The sequence below is a fragment of the Lactobacillus sp. CA30L genome, from assembly GCF_059900845.1.
On the sequence record NZ_JBWXGB010000002.1, the window covers coordinates 1 to 22,143 of the forward strand.

3 protein-coding genes are annotated in these 22,143 nt (G+C 50.2%); 1 reads left to right on the forward strand and 2 read right to left on the reverse strand.

Features of this window, described 5'->3' with window-relative positions:
- Nucleotides 1–67 precede the first annotated feature (67 nt).
- Nucleotides 68–19,969 (forward strand): DUF1542 domain-containing protein, encoded by a 19,902-nt coding sequence (locus AC2JF8_RS02625; protein WP_500760860.1) that lies wholly within the window; start codon nt 68–70, stop codon nt 19,967–19,969.
- A 180-nt stretch (nt 19,970–20,149) separates the two neighbouring features.
- Here AC2JF8_RS02625 and AC2JF8_RS02630 read toward each other — a convergent pair whose 3' ends face one another.
- Complete coding sequence (locus AC2JF8_RS02630; RefSeq protein WP_500760862.1) at nt 20,150–21,121, reverse strand: Gfo/Idh/MocA family protein; 972 nt, start codon at nt 21,119–21,121, stop codon at nt 20,150–20,152.
- 179 nt (nt 21,122–21,300) lie between these two features.
- Nucleotides 21,301–22,095 (reverse strand): hypothetical protein, encoded by a 795-nt coding sequence (locus tag AC2JF8_RS02635; protein WP_500760864.1) that lies wholly within the window; start codon nt 22,093–22,095, stop codon nt 21,301–21,303.
- Between the last annotated feature and the right edge of the window lie 48 nt (nt 22,096–22,143).

Sequence of the window (22,143 nt, forward strand, 5' to 3'; positions counted from 1 at the left end):
TGACGCGGGCACGACGATTACGGGCGTAGATGACACTAGAGACAAGGCCATCAGCGACATTGACGGCGTGAAGACCGGCGTAGACGCCGCCGCAGCGGCAGCGGCTAAGGACTTGCAAGATGCCAAGAAAGATGCGATCAAGAAACTGGCCGATGAACAAAGCAGCGTCAACAGCACGATTGATGGCTTGCCAAACCTTGACCCAAAGACCAAGGACAAGCTCAAGCAAGAAGTACAGCTGGCCTACGATAACGCCAAGGACAAGGTCAATAGTGCCAGTGATAAAGCCGGAATAACGACCGCTCAAAACGATGGCATCAGCGCGATGGAAGCAGTCCGTGACAAGGCCAAGAAGCTTGACCAGCAGATTGTCGATGACAAGAAGGCGGTAGATGACGCCGCAACTGCCGCTAAGAATAAGATTGACGGCAATAACAACCTGACGCCGGCACAGAAGCAGCAGGCCAAGGACAATATTGATCAGGCAGCCACTAACGCCAAGAACGAGATTGGCAAGGCAACAACAATCACCGAGGCCGATGACGCTAAGACTGCGGGTGTTAACAACATTAATACCGCGGCCGCTAAGGCTGACCAAGACGCCGTTAAGGAAGAGCAGATTGCACAAAAGGCAAAGATTGATGCGGCCGCAGACGTAGCTAAGCAAAAGGTTGAAGACGACTTTAAGGCATTAACGCCAGAACAGCAGAAGAATGCACAGAAAGCGCATGATGATGCAATCGGTGCAATTGATAGTGCCGCTACTGACGCCAAGAATAAGATTGACGGTGCCAAGAGCAAGGCCGAGGTCACAACGGCCACGAATAATGGCAAGCAGGCCATTAACGACGCGGTGACGCCAGCGGAAGTAGCCTACGAGAAGGAAAAGGCGAAGAGTGCAGTCAGAGTCGAAGCTGACAAGATCAAGGGCCAGCTAACAGACCCAGCTGACAAGCAGAAGGTCGAGGACATCGTTACCCAAGCCAATAAAGATATTGACGCGGGCACGACGATTACGGGCGTAGATGACACTAGAGACAAGGCCATCAGCGACATTGACGGCGTGAAGACCGGCGTAGACGCCGCCGCAGCGGCAGCGGCTAAGGACTTGCAAGATGCCAAGGATAAGGCTATTACCGCGCTGCAGAGTGAGCAGAAGCTGGACAATGCGGTTATTGACGGACTGAACAACATCAGCGATGACGTTAAGAGCGCGCTGAAGGAGAAGGTCAATGGCGAATATAAGGACGCTGTTGACAATGTAAACAAAGCCACAATTCCAGCAAACGTGACGACCGCTAAGGACAACGGCATCACGGCGATGGACAAGGTCCGTGATGATGCCAAAGCCCTAGATAGCCAAATTAAGACCGACCAAGGTGCAATTGACACCGCGGCCAATGACGCCAAGAATGCGATTGACAGCAATAACGATTTGACTCAAGACGAGAAGAAGGCAGCTAAAGCAGCTGTTGACATCGTCGCCAACAATGCCAAGGACGAAGTTGGCAGAGCAGATACAACTGGTAAAGCAGACGCTGCGGCTGCCAAGGGCAAAGATGCAATTAGCAACGCGGCCAAGGATGCGGGTACAGACGCAGTAGCCAAAGAGCGAATTGCGCAAAAGGCGAAGATTGATTCTGCAGCCGAAGCAGCCAAGCAAAAGGTCGAAGACGACTTTAAGGCGTTAACGCCCGCTGAGCAGACGAATGCGCAAAAGGCGCATGATGATGCGCTTAAGGCGATTGGCGATGCCGCTGATGCAGCCAAGACCGCAATCGACGGCGCCAAGAGCAAGGCCGAGGTCACGATAGCCACGGATAATGGCAAGCAGGCCATTACCGACGCGGTGACGCCAGCGGAAGTAGCCTACGAGAAGGAAAAGGCGAAGAGTGCAGTTCAAGCTGAAGCAGACAAGATTAAGGGTCAGCTGACAGACCCAGCTGATCAAAAGAAGGTCGAGGACATTGCACAAGCGGCAATCGCCAAGATCACCAATACGGATCAGACGGTAGCGGCTGTCGATGGCACTAGAGACAAGGCCATCAGCGACATTGACAGCGTGAAGACGAGTGCAGACCAAACGGCAGCGGCAGCGGCGAAGGAATTAGCGGATGCCAAGGATAAGGCCAAGCAAGACCTGGCAACTGAACAAAGCAAGATCAACAGTGTGATTGATGCCCTGCCAAACATTGACCAGAATGCCAAGGACACCCTCAAGCAAGAAGCACAGCTGGAATACAATAAGGCCAAAGACAATGTGGATAAGGCCACGAGCACTGCAGACGTAACAACTGCTAAGGGCAATGGCGTTAGTGCAATTGATGCAGTAGGCGACAAGGCCAAGGGCTTAGATAATCAAATCAAGGCCGACCAAGGTGCAATTGACACCGCCGCAACTGCCGCTAAGAATACGATTGACAACAATAACAATCTGACTCAAGACGAGAAGAATGCAGCTAAAGCAGCTGTTGATACAGCCGCCAACACGGCTAAGGATGAAATTGGCAGAGCAGACACGACTGGTGAGGCAGACGCAGCAGCAGCCAAGGGTAAAGATGCAATTAGCAATGCAGCTAAGAATGCGGGTACAGATGCGGTAGCCAAGGAGCAGATTGCACAAAAGGCGAAGATTGATGCGGCCGCAGACGTAGCTAAGCAAAAGGTCGAGGACGACTTTAAGGCGTTAACGCCCGCTGAGCAGACAAATGCACAACAGGCGCATGATGATGCGCTTAAGGCAATTAGCGATGCCGCTGATGCAGCCAAGACCGCAATCGACGCCGCCAAGAATAAGGCCGATGTCACAACGGCCACGAATAATGGCAAGCAGGCCATTAACGATGCGGTGACGCCAGCCGAAGTAGCCTACGAGAAGGAAAAGGCGAAGAGCGCAATCAATGCGGAAGCGGCCAAGATCAAGGGCCAGCTGACCGATTCAGCTGATCAAAAGAAGGTCGATGACATTGCACAAGCGGCAATCGCCAAGATCACCAATACGGATCGGACGATTAAGGCTGTCGATGACACTAGAGACAAGGCTATCAGCGACATTGACGGTATCAAGTCGGCAGCCGACACTGCGGCGCAAGCATTAGCAAAGGCTAAGGCTGATGCCATCAATGAATTGGAAAAGGAACTTAATGGTAACGGCACGTCAGCTACTCCAGGTGTAGTCAATTCAATTGATAAGCTGGATAAAGACGGTTTGACGCCTGAAAACATTAAGAAGTACCAAGAGCAGGCTAAGCAAGCGCATAAAGACGCGATTGATGCTATCAACGCTATTACAGATCCGGCCAAGATTAGTGAAATCAAGGGCTTGAAGGGCAAAGGCGTGAACAACATTGACCAAGCCTTGGAGGACGCCTTAAAACAAGCTTTAGCTGATAAAGCAGCAACTGATTTGAAGAATGCGCAAAACCAGGCCATCAATGACTTGAAGGTTGAACAAGCAGCCATCAAGGGTACAATCGATGGGTTGACTAACGTCAGTGATGCCGTTAAGGACAAACTTAAGGGTCAGGTAGATGACGCATACAAGGCTGCAGAAGACAGCGTCAACAAGACACCAAAAGCCGATGCCGTTAAGCCGGTTAAAGATGCTGGCATCACTGCCATTGACAAGATTCGCGACGAGGCCAAGAAGCTTGACCAGCAGATTAAGACAGATCAAGCCGCAATTGATGCCGCTGCAAACGACGCCAAGAATACGATTGATAGCAATACCAATCTGACGCAAGACGAGAAGAAAGCTGCCAAAGCAGCTGTTGACACAGCTGCCCAGAAAGCCAAGGGCGAGACTGGCAAGGCTACTGCAATCAGTGAAGCCGATGACGCTAAGACTGCGGGCATTAACAACATCAACAATGCTGCCGCTAAGGCTAACCAGGATGCCGTCAAGGCTGAGCAGATTGCGCAAAAGGCTAAGATTGACGCCGCAGTTGAAGCAGCCAAGCAGAAGATTCAAGACGAGTACAATGCCCTGACTCCAAAGGAGCAAACGCAGGCAGTCAAGGATGCCAAGAAGGCAGCTGAAGCCGCGATTGACCAAGCAGCTAAAGCCGCCAAGGGTGCAATTGACGCCGCCACGAGCAAGGATGTTATCACGACGGCCACGAATAATGGCAAGCAGGCCATTAACGATGCGGTGACGCCAGCGGAAGTAGCCTACGAGAAGGAAAAGGCGAAGAGTGCAGTTCAAGCTGCAGCCGATAAGGTTATCGCTGCGTACCCTGCCGATCAAAAGAAGGTTGAGGACATCGTTACCCAAGCCAATAAGGATATTGAGGCGGGCACGAGCGTCAGCGGCATTGACAGTATTAGAGACAAGGCCATCAGCGACATTAACGGTATTGGTCAAGCTGCTAAGCAATTGGCAGATGCCAAGGCTAAAGCCGTTGGGGCACTGCAGGATGAACAGACCGCTGCTAAGAAGGCAATTGATGGACTGACTAACGTCAGTGCTACCGTCAAGAACAAGCTTAAGGGTCAGGTAGATGACGAATACAAGGCTGCAGCAGACAACGTCAACGTAGCTGCAGATGTTGCCGGTATTGACAAGGCTAAGAATGATGGCATTAAGACAATCGACAAGATTCGTGATGATGCCAAGGCCCTAGATAGTCAAATTAAGACCGATCAGGCTGCAATCGATCAGGCTGCAGCAGACGCCACGAAGCAGATTGATGGTTCAAGCATGGCATCTGTCGATAAGCAGAAGGCCAGAGATGCCATTAATCAGGCAGCTAAGGATGCCAAGAGTGAAATCGGCAAAGTCGATACTATTCAAGGAGCTGACCAGGCTGAGCAAGCTGGTAAAAATGCGATTACTAATGCGGTGAACGCAGCAATGGCAAGCGACTTGCAGAGTGCACAAGAAGCTAACAAGCAAGCTATCAAAGATGCGGCCCAAGCAGCCAAGGACCGGGTTGAACACGCATATAACAATTTGGCCCCAACTGACCAGGCGAAAGCTAAGCAGGCACATGATGATGCTATTGATGCCATTAACACGGCAGCTAATAATGCCATAACTGCAATCGATGGCGCTCCGGACAAGGATAGCGTGCAGAATACTGCTAAGGCTGCCATGGACAAGATTGCCCAAGGTGAAACAACCGGCAAGGTTGCAATTGAGCGTGTAGCCGCTAAGGCAGTGGTAGCAGCCGAAGCAGCCAAGATTAAAGCTGAATTACCTAAGCCAGAAGATCAACAGGTAGTTGATAAATTGGTAATTGCAGCCAATGCAGCAATTGATAAAGCAGCAACGATAGATGAGGTTGATCAGGCTCGGGACAGTGCCATTAGTGATATTGATAACGTCAAGATGGCAGCTGATCAGGAATTAGACGCTATCAGAGACTGGTTTATCAATGAACTGCGGTTAGAGCAAAGCAGAATTAATGGTACAATCGACGGACTGGCTAATGGTATGGAAAACCTTAATGCTGATGCGAAGAATGCGCTGAAAGATAGAGTTAATGACGCATATCTTGAAGCGGTAAATAAGATTAATGGAGCCAAAGACAAAGCGGCTATTGAAGCTGAAGCTAAGAAGGGCCGTTTGGCAATGGAAGGCGTTCTGGATGATGCCAGAGGCCTTAACAATACAATTGTTAATGACAAGCAAGCCATTGATCAAGCTGCCCAAGCCGCCATCACTCAGATTGATAATTCTGATTTGGAGTCTAATGCCAAGACAAAGGCTAAGGCTGCAATTACTAGTGAAGGTCAGAAGGCTAAAGCCAACATTACTAATGCTCAGAAACCAACTGACGCTGATACAAGTGAGCGCGATGGTGAAACTGCGATTGCCAATGTTGTGAAGACGGCAACGGCAACCGACCTGCAGAGTGCACAAACCGCTAACAAGCAAGCAGTTAAGGATGCAGCTCAAGCCGCTAAGAACCAGGTAGACAATGCTTACAAGAACCTGGATCCGACTGAACAGATCTCTCCAGCAGTTAAGAAGGCACATGATGACGCTATTGATGCAATTAACACGGCAGCTGATGATGCCATCACGAACATTGACCAATCTTCATCTAGAACTGCCGTGCAGGATATTGCTAAGGCGGCCATGAGCAATATTGCGCAAATGGGAACAACCAGCGAAGTTGCAGTTACACAGGCCGCTGCTAGGGATGCAATCAAGGCCGAAGCTGACCGGATTAAGGTTGGTCTGAGTCAGGCTGACCAAGATCTGATTGACCAAGCCGCAGCCAAGGCAAATACGGCAATTGGTAGCGGTCAGAGCGTGACTGCAGTAAATGCAGCTAGAGATCAAGGCATCAAGGATATTGATGCCGTGAAGACGGCCGCTGAAAACAAGAATAAAGCTGATGCCGCTAAGCTCCAGGCCGCTAAGGACCAGGCCATCAACGACCTGAAGCTTGAACAAAGCAAGGCTAAGGGCACCATTGACGGACTGTCCAACATCAGCGATGATGTGAAGCAGACGCTGCAAGGCGATATCGACAAGGCCTACAATGAGGCCGTAAGCAAGATTACCGCTGCTGCAGACGAAGCAGCTATCACGCCGGTGAAGATAAGTGGCATTGGCAACATCGAAGCGGCACTGACCAAGGCCAAGGGCTTGGACAAGCGGATTGCCGCAGGCAAGCAAGCGATTGACCAGGCTGCCCAGAGTGCATTTGAAGAAATCAATGGTTCCAAGTTAGAAGACGACGCCAAGGCTAAGGCAAGAAAGGCCATCGCGGCAGAACGGCAGAAGGCTAAGGCCAACATTGCCGCAGCTACGGATACGACTGTGGCTGACCAGGCTGAAAAAGCCGGTGAAACTGCGATTGCTGATGCTGTGAAGACGGCAACGGCAACCGACCTGCACACTGCCCAAGTCGCCCAGCAAAAGGCCATTGAGAACGCTGCCGCCGCAGCTCAGGATCGGTTAGAAAATGCCTACAAAGGCTTCACCGGCACCACTGCGGCTGAGCAGAAGGAAGCCGAACAGGCTTACCTAGATGCTAAGGCTGCAATTAAGAGTGCCGCCGATGATGCTATAAGTGCAATCAAGGTGGCCACAGACAAGGATCTTGTCAAGCAAGAGGCAGACGCCGCTATGGCCAAGATTGAACCAGCTGAGCAAGCCGGTGAGACTACAATTGCACGCATAGCTGCCAAGATTGCAATCAAAGCGAAGGCTGACCAGGTTAAACCGGGACTAAGCAAGGCTGACCAAGATCAAATTGACAATCTAGTTGCCAGTGCAACTACTGAGTTGGCCAAGGCCACAACAGTAGCTGGTGTAAACACTATTAAAGTTCAAGCTGTCAAGGACATTGAGGGCGTGAAGACGGCCGCAGAAGCTAGAAATAAGGAAGCGGCGGCTAAGCTCCAGGATGCCAAGGACCAGGCCATCAACGACCTGAAGATTAAGCAGGCTGAAGCTATCGGTACAATTGACGGTTTGTCAAATGGCTTGATAAACATTAGTGCTAGCGTCAAGCAGTCATTGAAGGACATGGTAACCGGTGCTTACCTCGATGCCGTAAGCAAGATTAATGCCGCGGCTGATCAAAATACGGTGGAAACTGAAAGAGACACAGGCATTAATGGAATAACTGGAGCACTGAGTGCAGCCCAGTCCCTGAATGACGCAATTACCAAGGATAAGCAGAAGATTGCCAGCGCCGCTCAAGCCGCGATTGACCGGATTGACAATTCGGACCTGGCGGACAAGGAGAAGCACGATGCTAGGGTTGTAATCAACCAGATAATTGCAGCTACCAACCAGAATATTGCGGACGCAATTACAGCTGGAGAAGCCCATGTTGTTGAAAAGGGCGGCGAGAATGCGATTGCCGATGTAGTGAACACGGCAGTGTCGACCGACCTGAAGTCAGCTAAAACCGCCCAGAAGCAGGCGATTAAAAATGCTGCCACAGCAGCTCAAGCACGGTTGGATAAGGCCTACAACGATTTGACTGATGCTGAAAAGCTGAAAGCCAACCAGGCTTACCAAGCAGCTAGTGCTGCAATTAAGAGTGCCGCCGATGATGCCACAACTGCAATCGAAGGTGCTAAGATAAAGGATGATGTAAACAAAGCCGCAGCTGCAGCCAAGGCCATAATCGAGCCAGCCGCAACAACCGGTGAAACCGCAATTGTGCTGATCAAAGCCAAAGACGAGGTCAAGACTAAGGCGGACGAGGTCAAGAACGAGCTGAAGAACAAGGCCGACCAAGACCAAGTCGACGCAGTAGTAGACGCTTCTAACGCAGAGTTTGCTAAAGCCAAGACGGCAGATGACGTTAAACAGATCAAGGGCAATGCCATCGGCAAAATTAATGACATCAAGATGGCAGCCAATAATGAGTTAGCAGCTGCTAAGGAAAAGGCCATCAGTGAGCTGAAGATTAAAAACGCCGAGATCAACGGCACAATCGACGGACTGGCAGATGCATCTGCAAATATCAGTCCGGAGATTAAGAAGGCCCTGAAAGATAAGATCAACGGTGCTTACCTCGATGCAATCAGCAAGATTAACGGCGCTGCCGACCAAAATGCGGTAGATGTCGAACTGGCTAAGGGTCTTAATGCAATGAACGGATTCTTGGATGAAGCCAAGGGCCTGAACGTTGCCATTGCCAAGGACAAGCAAAAGGTAGACGACGCCGTAAAGGACGCAATTAACCAAATCAACCAGGCTGATATGACGGACCAAGCCAAGGAAACCGCAAGAACGGCGATAACGGGCATAGGCCAAAAAGCCAAGGATGATATTGCCAAGGCCACAACAATCGGCAGTGCCGATGCAATTGCACAAACGGTGGTAGCAGAAGTTGCCGCTGCAGTGCAGGATGCTAAGACAACCGACCTAAATTCGGCTAAGACAGCTAATAAGGCCGTGGTAGAGGCCGCTGCAGCAGCAGCTCAAGCGCGGTTAGACAGTGCCTACAACAGTTTGACTGATGCCGAGAAGAAGGAAGCAGCCAAGGCTTACCAAGCAGCCAAGGACGCAATCACTGAGGCTGTTAAAGGCGCTGATACTGCAATCGACGGCGCTACCGACAAGGATGGCGTGAAGACTGCTGTCCAGACTGCCAAGGCCAAGCTGGAGCAAGCCGCCGCAACGGGTGTGGTTGAATTTGCACGGGTAGCTGCTAAGGCAACGGTTAAGAACGAAGCCGACAAGATTAAGGCTGGCTTAGACAACCAGACTGACCGTGACAAGGTTGACGATTTGCTGGGCAAAGCAAACCAAGCAATTGATGCTGCTGATACAGTAGCCGCTGTCAACCAGGCCAGGGACCAAGGCGTCAAGGATATTGACAATGTGAAGGCCAGCGTGGAGCAAGCTGCTAAGGAAGCAGCCGCTAAGCTTCAGGCTGCCAAGGACAAGGCCATCAACGAGCTGAGGCTAGAACAAATCAAGGCTAAGAGCACGATTGATGGATTAACCAACATTGATAGCGACACCAAGATTAATTTGAAGGGCAGAGTTGATCAGGCATATAGTGATGCGGTTGACCAAATTAACAAGGCATCAACGGCAGAAGCAATAGCAAGCACGCAAACAAGCGGAACAACCAAGATAAATGCTATCCTGGATGAAGCCAAGGGTCTGAGCGCAACAATTGCTGATAACCAACAGAAGCTCGTCAATGCCGTTCAAAAGGCTAAGGATAGGATTAATAATTCTGCCCTGACAGCTGATGATAAGCAACGGGCTAATGATGACATTGATGCAGCGGCTCAAAAAGCCCAAGATAGCATAGCTAAAGCCGCAACGGCTACTCAGGCTGCTGATGCCGAAAAAGACGGTGAAACTGCAATTACTAATGTAGTTAAGGCAGCTACCACAACTGATTTGCAATCGGCACAGACCGTCAACAAACAGGCTGTGAAGGATGCCGCTGACGCTGCTAAGAACCGGATCAATGAAGCTTATGACAACTTGACTTCGGACGAGCAGAAGGCCGCTGCCAAGAGCGCACACGATGCCGCAATTGCCGCAATCGACCTGGCTGCTGGTGCTGCCACTACCGCAATCGACCAGGCCACAAGCAAGGAAGACGTCAAGACCGCAGCTAAGGCTGCTACGGACAAGATTGATTCTGCTGAAGCCACGGGTAAAACCGCGATTGCACGGGTAGCCGCTAAGGCCGCCGTCAAGGCTGAAGCTGCTCGCATTAAGGCAGATTTGAGCAATCAAGTTGATCAAAATCAAGTTGATGCTCTAGTAGGCGATGCGACAGCCGCAATTGACAAGGCTGCAACGGTAGCAGATGTTGCACAGGCTCGAGACGATGCAATCAAGAAGATTGACAACGTGAAGGCCGCAGCCGACAAGAATCTGGCAGGTGCTAAGGACAAGGCCATTAGTGAACTGCATAATGAACAAAATAGGGTCAAAGACCTAATCGATGGTTTGACCAACATCAGCACTAGCGTCAAAATTGATTTGAAGAAACAAGCTGATAAAGTATACAGTGATGCAGTTGATCGAATTAACAATGCACAAAATGCAGTTAAATTGGCGTCTGCAAAGACTGATGGCATTACGAGCATCGATGAAGTTTTGGATATTGCTAAGGGCCTGAGCGATGCAATTACTCAGGATCAGCAGAAGCTTGCTAGTGCAACGCAGACCGCAATCAACCAGATTGATCATTCCGCTTTATCCAATGACGACAAGCAGAAGGCTAAGGACGCAATCAATAAGGCAAGTCAGGCTGCTCGGGACAACATTGCTAATGCAATAGCAGTAGACGAGTCCCACATAGTTGAACAAGCCGGTGAAAAGAATATTGCCAATGCCGTCAAGGCAGCTACGGCAACCGACCTGCAATCAGCACAAACAGCCAACAAGCAGGCCATTAAGGATGCAGCTGATGCAGCTAAGACACAGTTAGATACGGCTTACAACAACTTGTCTGAAGACGAGAAGAAGACCGCTGAAAATGCATACAAGGCTGCTAAAGACGCAATTGACCGTGCAGTTGAAGCTGCCAATGATAGAATTGACCAGGCTACGGACAAGGATACAGTCAAGGCCAACGCACAAACAGCGATGGACAAGATTGCCCAAGCCGAAAAGACGGGTAAGACGGCAATTGAGAAGGTAGCTGCTAAGGAAGCAGTTAAGGCAGAAGCCGCTAAGATCAAGGCCGAGTTGAAGAAGCCGGAAGACCAGAAGAAGGTCGATGACCTCGTAGATGAAGCAAATCGGGCAATTACCCAGGCAACAACAGTTGACGGCGTAGATAAAGTCAGAGATGACGCCATCAAGAATATTGATAACGTCAAGGTCGCTGCTGAAAAGGACTTGGCTGATGCTAAGAACAGAGCCATCAATGCCCTGCAGAATGAGCAAATCAAGATTAAGGGCACAATTGACGGGCTGACAAACGTAAGCCTTGAAGTTAAGACCAACTTGAAGAACAAAGTCGACCAGGCATACGATGATGCTGTAAAACGAGTTAATGAAGCGCAAACAGCAGTTGATGTTGCGAGCGTGAAGACTGACGGCGTCACTAAGATGGACGAAGTTCTCGATACAATTAAGGGATTGAGTGATGCAATTACTCAGGACCAGCAGAAGATTGAGGATGCTGCACAAGCCGCCAAGGACAAGATCAACAAGACCGATATGACCAGTGCAGACAAGGATGCCGCAATCAAGGACATCAACGCTGCAAGTCAAGCCGCTAAGGCTAATATTGCCAAGGCTGCAACCGCAGCCCAAGCTGATAGTGCTGAACAAGCCGGTGAAACTGCGATTGCCAATGTGGTGAAGACAGCTACGACAACCGACCTGGAGTCGGCTCAAACAGCCAACAAGCAGTCCATTAAGGACGCTGCTGACGCTGCTAAGAACCGGGTCAATGACGCTTATGACAATGTAGCCAATAACTTGACCACGGACGAGCAGAAGACTGCTGCCAAGAATGCACGTGATGCTGCAATTGCCGCAATTGAGCAGGCCGCTAAAGATGCAGTCACGAGCATTGACCAGGCAACCAGCAAGGACGCTGTCAGAGCCGCCGCTAAGGTTGCCGCGGACAAGATTGCCCAAGGTGAAACAACCGGCGAAACTAAGATTGCGCGGGTTGCTGCTAAGGCAATTGTTCAGGCTGAAGCTGACCGCATCAAGGCTGGTTTGCACAAACAGGCCGATAAGGATGAAGTTGATTCCTTGGTAGGCAAGGCCAACCAGGATATTGACGCCGCAGCTACAGTTGACGATATAAACAAGGTTAGACTCGATGCAGTCAATAAGATTGACAGCATAAAGAGCGCAGCTGACAAGGAATTGGCAGATGCAAAGAACCAGGCTGCTGCAGAATTAAAGGCAGAACAAAGTCGGGCTGCAGGCATAATTGATGGTCTGACCAACATTAGCGATGCAGCCAAGACAATTCTGAAGGCTCAAGTTGCTAAGGCTTATAATGATGCGATTGACCAAGTCAATAGTGCCCAATCGGCATCTGACGTGGCAAGCGTGAAGATAGAAGGAATTACCAAGATAAACGAGGTCTTAGATGCGGCCAAGGCTGTAGATCAGCAGATCAATACTGATAGACAAGCTATTGACAAGGCTGTTCAAGCTGCTAAGGACCAGATTGACAATTCCGCTATGGATTCTGCTGACAAACTGGCAACCAAGAAGAGCGTTGATGCTGCTGCTCAAGCCGCTAAGGATTACATCGGCAAGGCAACCACAACAATCGATGCAGATCAAGCCCTGCACGACGGCGAAACTGCGATTGCCAATGCAGTGAAGCTAGCTCTGACAAACGACCTGAATTCTGCCAAGGCAATTAGCAAGCAATCCGTTAAGGATGCAGCTGACGCCGCCAAGGGTCGGATCAATGCAGAGTACGACAGGCTGAGTGCCGACCAGCAAATCATTGCTAAGAGTGCACATGACACGGCCATTAGTGCAATCGACCAGGCGCTTCAAACTGCTAATGATGCAATTGACCAGGCACAGAGCAAGGATGATGTTGAGGCTGCCACTAAGGCCGCTACGGACAAGTTTGCTCAAGCTGAGGTGACCGGTGAAACCGCAATCGCACGGGTAGCCGCCAAGGATGCCGTCAAGGCTGAAGCTGAGCGCATCAAGGCTGGTTTGAATAAGCAAGCCGATAAGGATCAAGTTGATTCCTTGGTAAGCAAGGCCAACCAGGATATTGACGCCGCAGCTACAGTTGACGATGTTGTCAAGGCACAAAAAGATGCCATTAATGATATCGACAACGTAAAGACGGCCGCCGATGCAGCAGCAGCTAAGGAATTGGCTGATGCCAAGACTGATGCGATAAGCGACCTCAAGGTAGAGGAAAGCAGAGTCGAAGGCATGATTGATGGCATGGCCAACATCAGCGATAAGGTCAAGGAAAGCTTGAAGAATCAAGCAGCCAAGGCCTACGATGATGCAATGAACCAGGTCAAGACTGCCCAAACGATTACAGATGTGGCTGGTGCTAAGGCTGTAGGCATTCAGAAGATTGACAACGTTTTGACGGAAGCCAAGGGCCTTAACGATGCGATAACTAAGGACAAGCAGAAGATTGACGAGGCTGCTGAGGCTGCCAAGGCCAAGGTTGATGACTCCGATATGACGCCTGCCAACAAGAAGCAAGCCAAGGATGCCATCAACAAGGCTGCTCAAGCAGCCAAGGATAGCATCGGTGCGGCCGGATCAATCCAAATAGCCGACAGCGCTGTCCAGACTGGAAAAGATTTGATTAGTAGCGCTGCACACGATGCTAGTCAAAATGATCTGAACCAGACAAAGACCGAAGCCCAGGCTAGTGTTGACCAGGCGGCAGCGGTTGCTAAGCAGAAGGTTGATGACGAATTCAATAGTCTGAAACCATCAGAGCAGACGCCAGCAGTCGTGCAGGCACATGATGCTGCAATTAGTGCAATTAACCAGGCAGCTAGTGACGCTAAGAAGGCAATTGCTGGTGCAAGCGACAAGATTGCGGCTACGAGCCCAGTTAACCCGGCAATTTCTAAGATTAATGCTGCTGTAGCTCCGGCAGAAGTTGCTTACGAGAAGGCCAAGGCCAAGACGATCGTTGCTGCAGAAGCCGAAAACGTCAAAGCAGGCCTGAAGAGACCGGAAGACAAGCAAAAGGTTAATGATTTAGTAAATAATGCGACAGCCGCAATTGACAATGAATCAACGGTTGCCAGCATCGATCAAACAAGAGACCAGTGGATTAACAAGATTGACGATGTTAAGGCCACTGCCGATGATGCAGATGCAACGGCTGCAGCCCAGCTCAAGCAGGCTCAAGACAAGGCGATTAGCGCTTTGCAAAATGAGCAAAATAGAGTCAAAGGCTATATCGACGGCATGTCAGACATCAGCGCTGCAGTCAAGACTGATCTGAAGAATCAAGTTGACAAGGCTTATGATGATGCTGTCGACAATGTCATGAAGGCCCAAACAGTGGCTGGCGTAGCTAGTGCCAAGACAGCTGGCATCACCAAGATAAACGAAGTCTTGGACAAGGCTAATGGTCTGAACACTGCAATTTCTAAGAGCAAGCAAAAGGTTGACGATGCTGCGCAAGCAGCCAAGGACAAGATTGACCAATCCGATATGACCCCTGCGGACAAGCAGAAGGCCAAGGATGCAATTGATCAAGCCGCCAAGGATGCTAAGGACCACATTGGTCAAGTGTCATCTGTCGATGAAGCTAACCAAGCAGAAAAAGCTGGTGAGACAAGCATTGCAGATACTGCCGCAACAGCCAGTGCAAATGACCTGCAATCGGCCCAAACTGCCAATAATACGGCGGTTAAGAATGAGGCTCAAGCTGCTAAGGACCGGATCAACGCTGCATACAACAAGCTGACGTCTAGTCAGCAGGCAGCAGCGCAAAATGCACGTGATGCTGCACTTAATGCAGTCGACCGGGCAGTGATTGATGCTGAAGCAGCCATTAACAAGGCAACCAGCAAGACAATGGCCGATGACGCCGCCAAGGCAGCCAAAGGCAAGATTGCCGATGCTGAAGCCAGTGCACAGCTAGCCTTTGCACAGGTAGTTGCCAAAGATGCTGTCAAGGCCGAAGCTGAAAAGATTAAGGCGGGCTTAACGAAGCCGGAAGACAAGCAGAAGGTTGATGGGCTGGTTAGTGATGCCAACAAGGCAATCGATAATGCAACATCGATTGATGCTGTCAACAAGGCCACTGCCGATGCCATCAAGAACATTGATGCCGTCAAGGCCACTGCCGATGCAATAGATGAAGCAGCCGCTAAGGACCTGGCAAACACCAAGGCCAATGCAACTGCCGCTCTGCAAAAAGAACAGCAAAAGGTCAAAGATGCAATTGATGCCCTGCCAAACCTTGGTGCTGAGGCAAAGACGAAGCTGAAGGGCAAAGTCGATGACGCCTATACAGCTGCTGCAAACGAAGTCAAGAACGCGCAGACCAATACTGCGGTATCCAATGCGCAAGCAACGGGTATCACCAATATTGATGCCGTTATGACGGAAGCTACAGGTTTAGACCAGCAGATTGCTGCTAACAAGCAGGCAGTCGACGAAGCCGCAAGCAAGGCCAAGAACAAGATTGATAATTCTGACATGACCCCTGCAGACAAGCAGAAGGCCAAAGATGAAATAGATCAAGCTGCTAAGGAAGCCAAGGATCACGTTGGTCAGGCAACATCGGTCGATGGAGCTAACAAGGCTAAGACCGACGGTACAACTGCTATTACGGATGCAACAAACACCGCAACTGCTAATGACCTGCAGTCAGCGCAAGCTGCCAACAAGCAAGCTATCGATGACGCTGCAAACGCCGCAATTGACCGTTTGGACAATGCTTACAACGGTTTGGCTACGTCTGAACAGAAGAATGCTGCTAACGATGCATACCAGGCAGCCAGAAATGCAATTAAGCAGGCTGCCCAAGAAGCTAAGGACAGCATTGACAAGGCCCAAAGCAAGGCCGATGCGAAGAGCATCGCAGATGCTGCGAAGGGCAAGATTGCCCAAAGCGAATCGACCGGTGAAACCGCAATTGCGCGGGTAGCCGCTAGAGAAGCCGTCAAGGCCGAAGCTGCCAAGATCAAGGCAGGCTTAACGAAGCCGGTTGATCAGCAGAAGGTCGATGACCTGGTCAGCGCAGCCAACTCCAAGATTAACAGTGCGACAACTGTAGCAGATGTTAACCAAGCAAGAGACAATGCAATTAGCGACATTGATAACGTGAAGAAGACTGCCGATGACACCGCGGCTACAGAATTAGCAGAAGCTAAGGCTGACGCAATCGCCGCACTGCAGAACAAGCAGAGCGAGGTTAAGGGTGCAATCGACGCTTCGACGAATATCAACGCCAAGACCAAGAAAGACTTGAAGAACCAAGTTGATCAGGCTTACGCTGATGCAGCAGGCAAGGTCAATGCAGCTGCAACCAAGGATGAGGTGAGAACTGCCAAGGCAAACGGCATCGCAAAGATGGACACAATCCTGGGTGATGTCAAGGATCTGAATAAACAGATTACTGATGCCAAGCAAAAAGTCGATGAGGCTGCCAACAAGGCCAAGGACAAGATTGATCATTCTGACATGACCCCTGCAGACAAGCAGAAGGCCAAAGATGAGATTGATCAGGCGGCTCAAGAAGCTAAGGATCATATTGATCACGCAACAACTGCCGACGAAGCCAACCAAGCTCAAAATCATGGTACGACCGCAATTGGTGACAAGACGGATATCGCTACTGCCAACGACCTTAAGGCGGCCCAAGCTGCAAACAGCAAGGCCGTTAGGGATGCAGCCCAAGCTGCTAGAGACCGGATTAACAGTGCATATATCAAGCTAACGCCGGATGAACGGAATGCAGCTTGGAATGCATATGATACGGCTATTGCAGCAGTTAATAAGGCTGAAAGTGATGCCATTGATGCTATTGGCAAGGCCCAAAACAAGGCGGATGCAAATAGTGCTACAAAGGCGGCAACCGATAAGTTTAGTCAAGCTGAAGCAGGAGCTCAACTAGTCTTTAAGCAAGTAACAGCCAAGGATGACGTGAAGTCTAAGGCTGAAGCAGTCAAGGCTGGCTTGAAGAAACCGGAAGACCAAAAGAAGGTTGATGACATAGTCAGTGAAGCCAACAAGGCCATTGACGCAGCCACAACAGCTGATGGTGTGGACAAGGCTAGGGAAGATGCAATCAAGAATATTGATGCCGTTAAGGCTACTGCCGATGCAAGCGATCAAGCAGCAGCTGCTCAACTAAAACAAGCCAAAGATAGTGCCATTAACGCCCTGCGGAATGAACAGAGCACGGTTAAGGGCAAAATCGACAGCATGCCAGACCTTAGCGCAGCGGTTAAGGCCCAACTGAAGGATAAAGTCGATAAGGCATACAATGATGCAGTAGCTAAGATCAATAGCGCACAAACGATTGCGGATGTTATGACTGAGCAAGGCAAGGGCAGAGAAAGTATTGACGCCGTCCTGACTGAAGCTCAAGACCTGGCTAAGCACGTTGCTGATGCTAAGCAAAAAGTCGACGAGGCCGCTCAAAAGGCCAAGGACAAGATTGGTGATTCCGACATGTCCCCTGCAGACAAGCAGAAGGCCAGGGAAGAGATTGACAAGATTGCCCAAAACGCTAAGGACCATATCGGTGCGGCAACAACACCGGGAGAGGCCGATAAAGCTAAAGACGATAATATAGCCGTAATTGATGCAGCTGCGGATGCAGCGGTTGCTAAGGACACGCAAACAGCGCAAACAACTAACAATAAGTTGGTCGAAGTTGCTGCCCAGGCCGCTAAAGACCGGATCAACGCTGCATACAACAAGCTGACGCCAAGCGAACAGACTGCAGCGAAAAATGCACGCGACGCTGCGCTTAACGCAGTCTACCGCGCAGTTATCGAAGCCAAAGGCGCTATTAGCAAGGCTCAAAGCAAGTCAGATGCTGCTAGTGCGGCACAGACAGCAAGAGACAAGTTTGCCGATGCGGAAGCCAGTGCACAGCTAGCCTTTGCCCAGATATCTGCCAAAGACGCCGTGAAGGCTGAAGCCGACAAGGTCAGAGCTGGTCTGAAGAAGCCGGAAGACAAACAGAAGCTCGATGGTCTAGTCAGTGATGCCAACAAAGCAATCGATGATGCAACATCAATTAGCGCTGTCAACAAGGCCAAGGACGATGCTATTAAGAACATTGATGCTGTCAAGGCCACTGCCGATGAGACGGAGGCCAACGAATTAGCCGCAGCTAAACAAGCTGCCAAAGATGCACTTGATAAGGAGCTAAACGGCGATGGCACAGCCGGCGCACCGGGCGTTGACCAGGCAATTAAGGACTTAGGCAACAGTGGGTTGACAGCTGAACACGTTGGCAACTACCGTGACCAGGCCAAGAAGGCTCATGATGAAGCCATCAAGGCAATCGAAGCCGCAAGTGACCTGTCCGCAATTGCCAAGGCCCAAAAGAATGGTGTAAACAATGTTGATGCAATTCTGACTGCTGCGAAGGCACAAGCCAAACTTGATTCGGATGCCACCAGCTTGCAAGCCGCAATTGATAAGGCCAACAAGGAACTGGAAAAGGAACGGCAAGAAGCCATTAGTAAACTTCAAGGTGGTTACGGTTCAGACGCAATTACTTCTAGTGTTAACGGCACGTCTAGCCAAAATGTTTCTGGCAGCAACTCAATGGCTGAGATTGAAGCTGCGAAGCTAAAGGCTGAGCAGAATATTGCCAAAGCTGTTATTCAGGACGCTGCTGCAAGTGCTAAGAACAGAGTCGATAAGGACGGGGCTAAGCACAAGGACGGCAGCAAGTTCACGGATAGTGAAAAGGCTACAATCAAGGCTAATATTGACAAGGCAGCAGCTGATGGCGTAGGTAAAATCACCACAGACAAGACTGCTGCTGAAGCCAACAGCATTCGTGATGACGCTCTTAACAAGATTAATAGCGCAATTGAAGCTGTTGCAAACACTGCTGGCAGTGCGAATGTGAATAATAGCGGCAATGGTATTACTGTTGTTATTAACGGAAGCAATGGCAGCAACGGTAGTGCCGGAAGCAATGGCTCCAATGGCTCCAACGGCAGTGCTGGCTCCAATGGCAGCAATGGCAGCAACGGTAGTGCCGGCTCCAACGGCAGCAACGGCAAGCCAAGCAATGTGGTCAACAAGGAAACCCAAAACGTTGTCCTAATGCACAATGCTTACCTCTACGATGCTAATGGCCGCCGTGCTAACAAGATTACGCTGAAGGCCGGCTCTAGCCTGACGGCTCACGGCGTTGAGGTGATTAACGGCAGAGAATTCTACGTTTTAATCGACCAGGGCGACAACAATAAGAAGTACTACGTGGCCACAGGTAACGTCAAGGCCGCTGTGCGGGTACTAAGCCACAACTCATACGTCTACAACAAGTACGGCAAACGGGTTAAGAGCGCTGGCACCCTGCACGTGGGCAGCAAGGTCAACACCTATGGTGCAGCCGTAACGATCCACGGGCACAAGTTCTTCATTATTGCCAATAACCGCCTGATCAAGGCCGCTAACGTTGAGTTGACCGGCATGAACGCGATGGGCGCCGGTGTGGTTGAACCGATCAGCACGGTCGTTAACCAAAAGCCAGTGGCAACGGTTGAAAAGAAGGTCATGCACAACGCCTACCTTTACACGGAGAAGGGCGAGCGGGCCAATGGATTAATCATTGAAGCTGGTTCGGCCGTAGATACTACGTGGCCGAAGACGATTAACGGGCGGACGTACTACGGTTTAGCCAACGGCATGTACATCGCCGCGGGCAATATTGATGGTAAGTCATTAAGATTGACGCACAATGCGTATATTTACAGCCGCTACGGCAACCGTCGTGGCAATCAGGTACTGCAGGAAAATAGGTCAATCAAGACTTATGGTGATCCAGTAAGTATCAACGGCGTAAAATACTACATTGTTGCTGAGAACATGTATATTAAGGCAGCCAACTTCCGCTAAAAACGGATAGTAACTGCTTAGCCAAACAAAAGTGTCATAAACTGTTAGAAATAGCAGTTTGTGGCACTTTTTTGGTATGCTTGATAATAGCAAAAAAATCCTGAAATTGAGCGGTAAAATGCGCTGGGCAAATTAACCTAATTTCAGGATCTGTTTAATTGCTATTTATGTGCTGTAAAATTACTTGTGGGCAACTGATGCCTTCGCCTGGGCCAGGACAGTCATGACGTTGATGCTGTGCTCATACAGCCTATCAGCGGCTTTGACGTCGTGACTGTCGATGATGTCAACAAAGTCGTGGAACTCACTGGCCATCCGGTGGTGGTACTGGTTGAAGCGGTACTTGTTTGTGTCGCCGTTTCTGTGTTCCACCGTGAAATTATCGATGACACCGGTGGAACCGTCAAAGTGGATTGAGCCCTTTTCGCCCTCAATGAAGGAACGAGGCGTGGTGTAGCTATCCTTGGACGCAATTAGAACGGCCTGCATGTCGGGGTAGGACAGATTCAAAATCCCCGACGTGTCGACGCCCTTTTGCATGACGGGATAATATTGGACCGCATCGGGCTTGCCAAAGAGTCCAACGGCCAGGTGAATATTATAAATGTTCAGGTCTGCCAGCGTTCCGCCCCCCTTGGCCGGGTCAAAGACCGGTGCAATTTTGCCCTCAAGGAAGTTGTCATAGCGGCTGGAATATTGGGTGTAGTTGAGCGCCACAATGTGCACGGGCGCAATCTTGGCAATCGACTGCTTGATTCCCTGGTAGTTTTTCAAGTGAATGTTGGTGATGGCCTCAACGATGATCACGTCGTGCTGGTCGGCAAGCTTCTTGAGCTCTTCAGCTTCTTGAACCGTGTCAACATAGGGCTTCTCACAGATCACGTTTTTACCGGCTGTCACGGCTTCCTTGACGATGTCGTAGTGCAGCGAGTTCGGTACGGCCACGTACACCGTATCAACGTCATCGGCGCGACACAGTTGGGCGTTGTCGGTATAGACGCTCCTAATGCCGTACTGCTGGGCTAAGTCTTCCGCAATGTGCTTGCTGCGTGCGGTAGTGGAAATAGCAGCTAGTCCCAAGTGGTCGATTTGGTCAGCGGTTGTCAAAAAATCATGGACTATTTTGCCGCTGCCAATAATTCCTAACTTCATAGGTAAGCCTCCATCTAAAAAAATATACTTGGTAATAATATCCACCCTAATCATAAACGATTGGACTTTTAGAGGCAATTAGCGTGCCCCGTCATTTGTGCTTAATAGGGCGCTGTGCACGTCAGCCTGGCGGTGTTTATGCCAACAAAAAAAGCACACGGCTTAATGTGTGCTCTTTCTTACTTTTTGCTGTTTTTCTTGGGTAGCGGCTTGGAATTGAGGGCATTGGTCGGAATCTTCAAAAAGTCCCGGCTGCCCATCTTGCTATGGGTCTGGCTCACCTTGAGTTTGTACAGCTTGTTGATTCTGTAGTCAACCTTATAGTTGAACGAGAATAGTTTGTTGTTCTTGATTACTAATTTAACGTTCATGTGCCCCGGCTTGCCCTGCTTGCTCAGGTCCTTATAGACCTTGGTCTGTTCGGGACTTTGCGTGTTGGTGACAAAGATGGGATTGACCGCGGCCTTGATTATCTTGGGGTCTTTGATTGTTGCGGTCAGAATGTAGGTCTTGCCCTTGCGCTTCATCTTATAGGCCCTGGTTAGGCCGGCCGGAGGATTCACCAGCAATTTGTTGCTGACGACCGCATCGAGCAGGTCGGCGTAGGAGTGGCCGGTTGTTTTGGTGAGCTGCGTCTTGTACCAGGCGCTCTGGCCGTTAACGTAGAGGTTGCCGGTGTTGGCGGCCCACTCTTCAGCAGTCCGCGTGCCTTTTTTGCTCTTAGTTTGGTAGTTGATGTGGAAGACGGTGGGGTCGCCGCCAAAGGTATAGGTCGTCGCTACCACCTGGCTGGAGGTGTCGGTGCGCAGGTCGACCGTTTGCGTGACCTGTCCGCTCTTAAAGGGCTCTTGCGCTTTTTTAATCGCCGCTGTCTTGGTTAAAACAGGCAGGGCCTGCTTTTTCTGCTTGGCACAGCCACCAGTAATTAGTGCGGCGGCTACCGCCAAGCCGAGCACTAGCTTCTTGAATTTCATGTTATTAAAAATTCCCTTTCTACTAAACTTGGTTACTATCATTGTAAC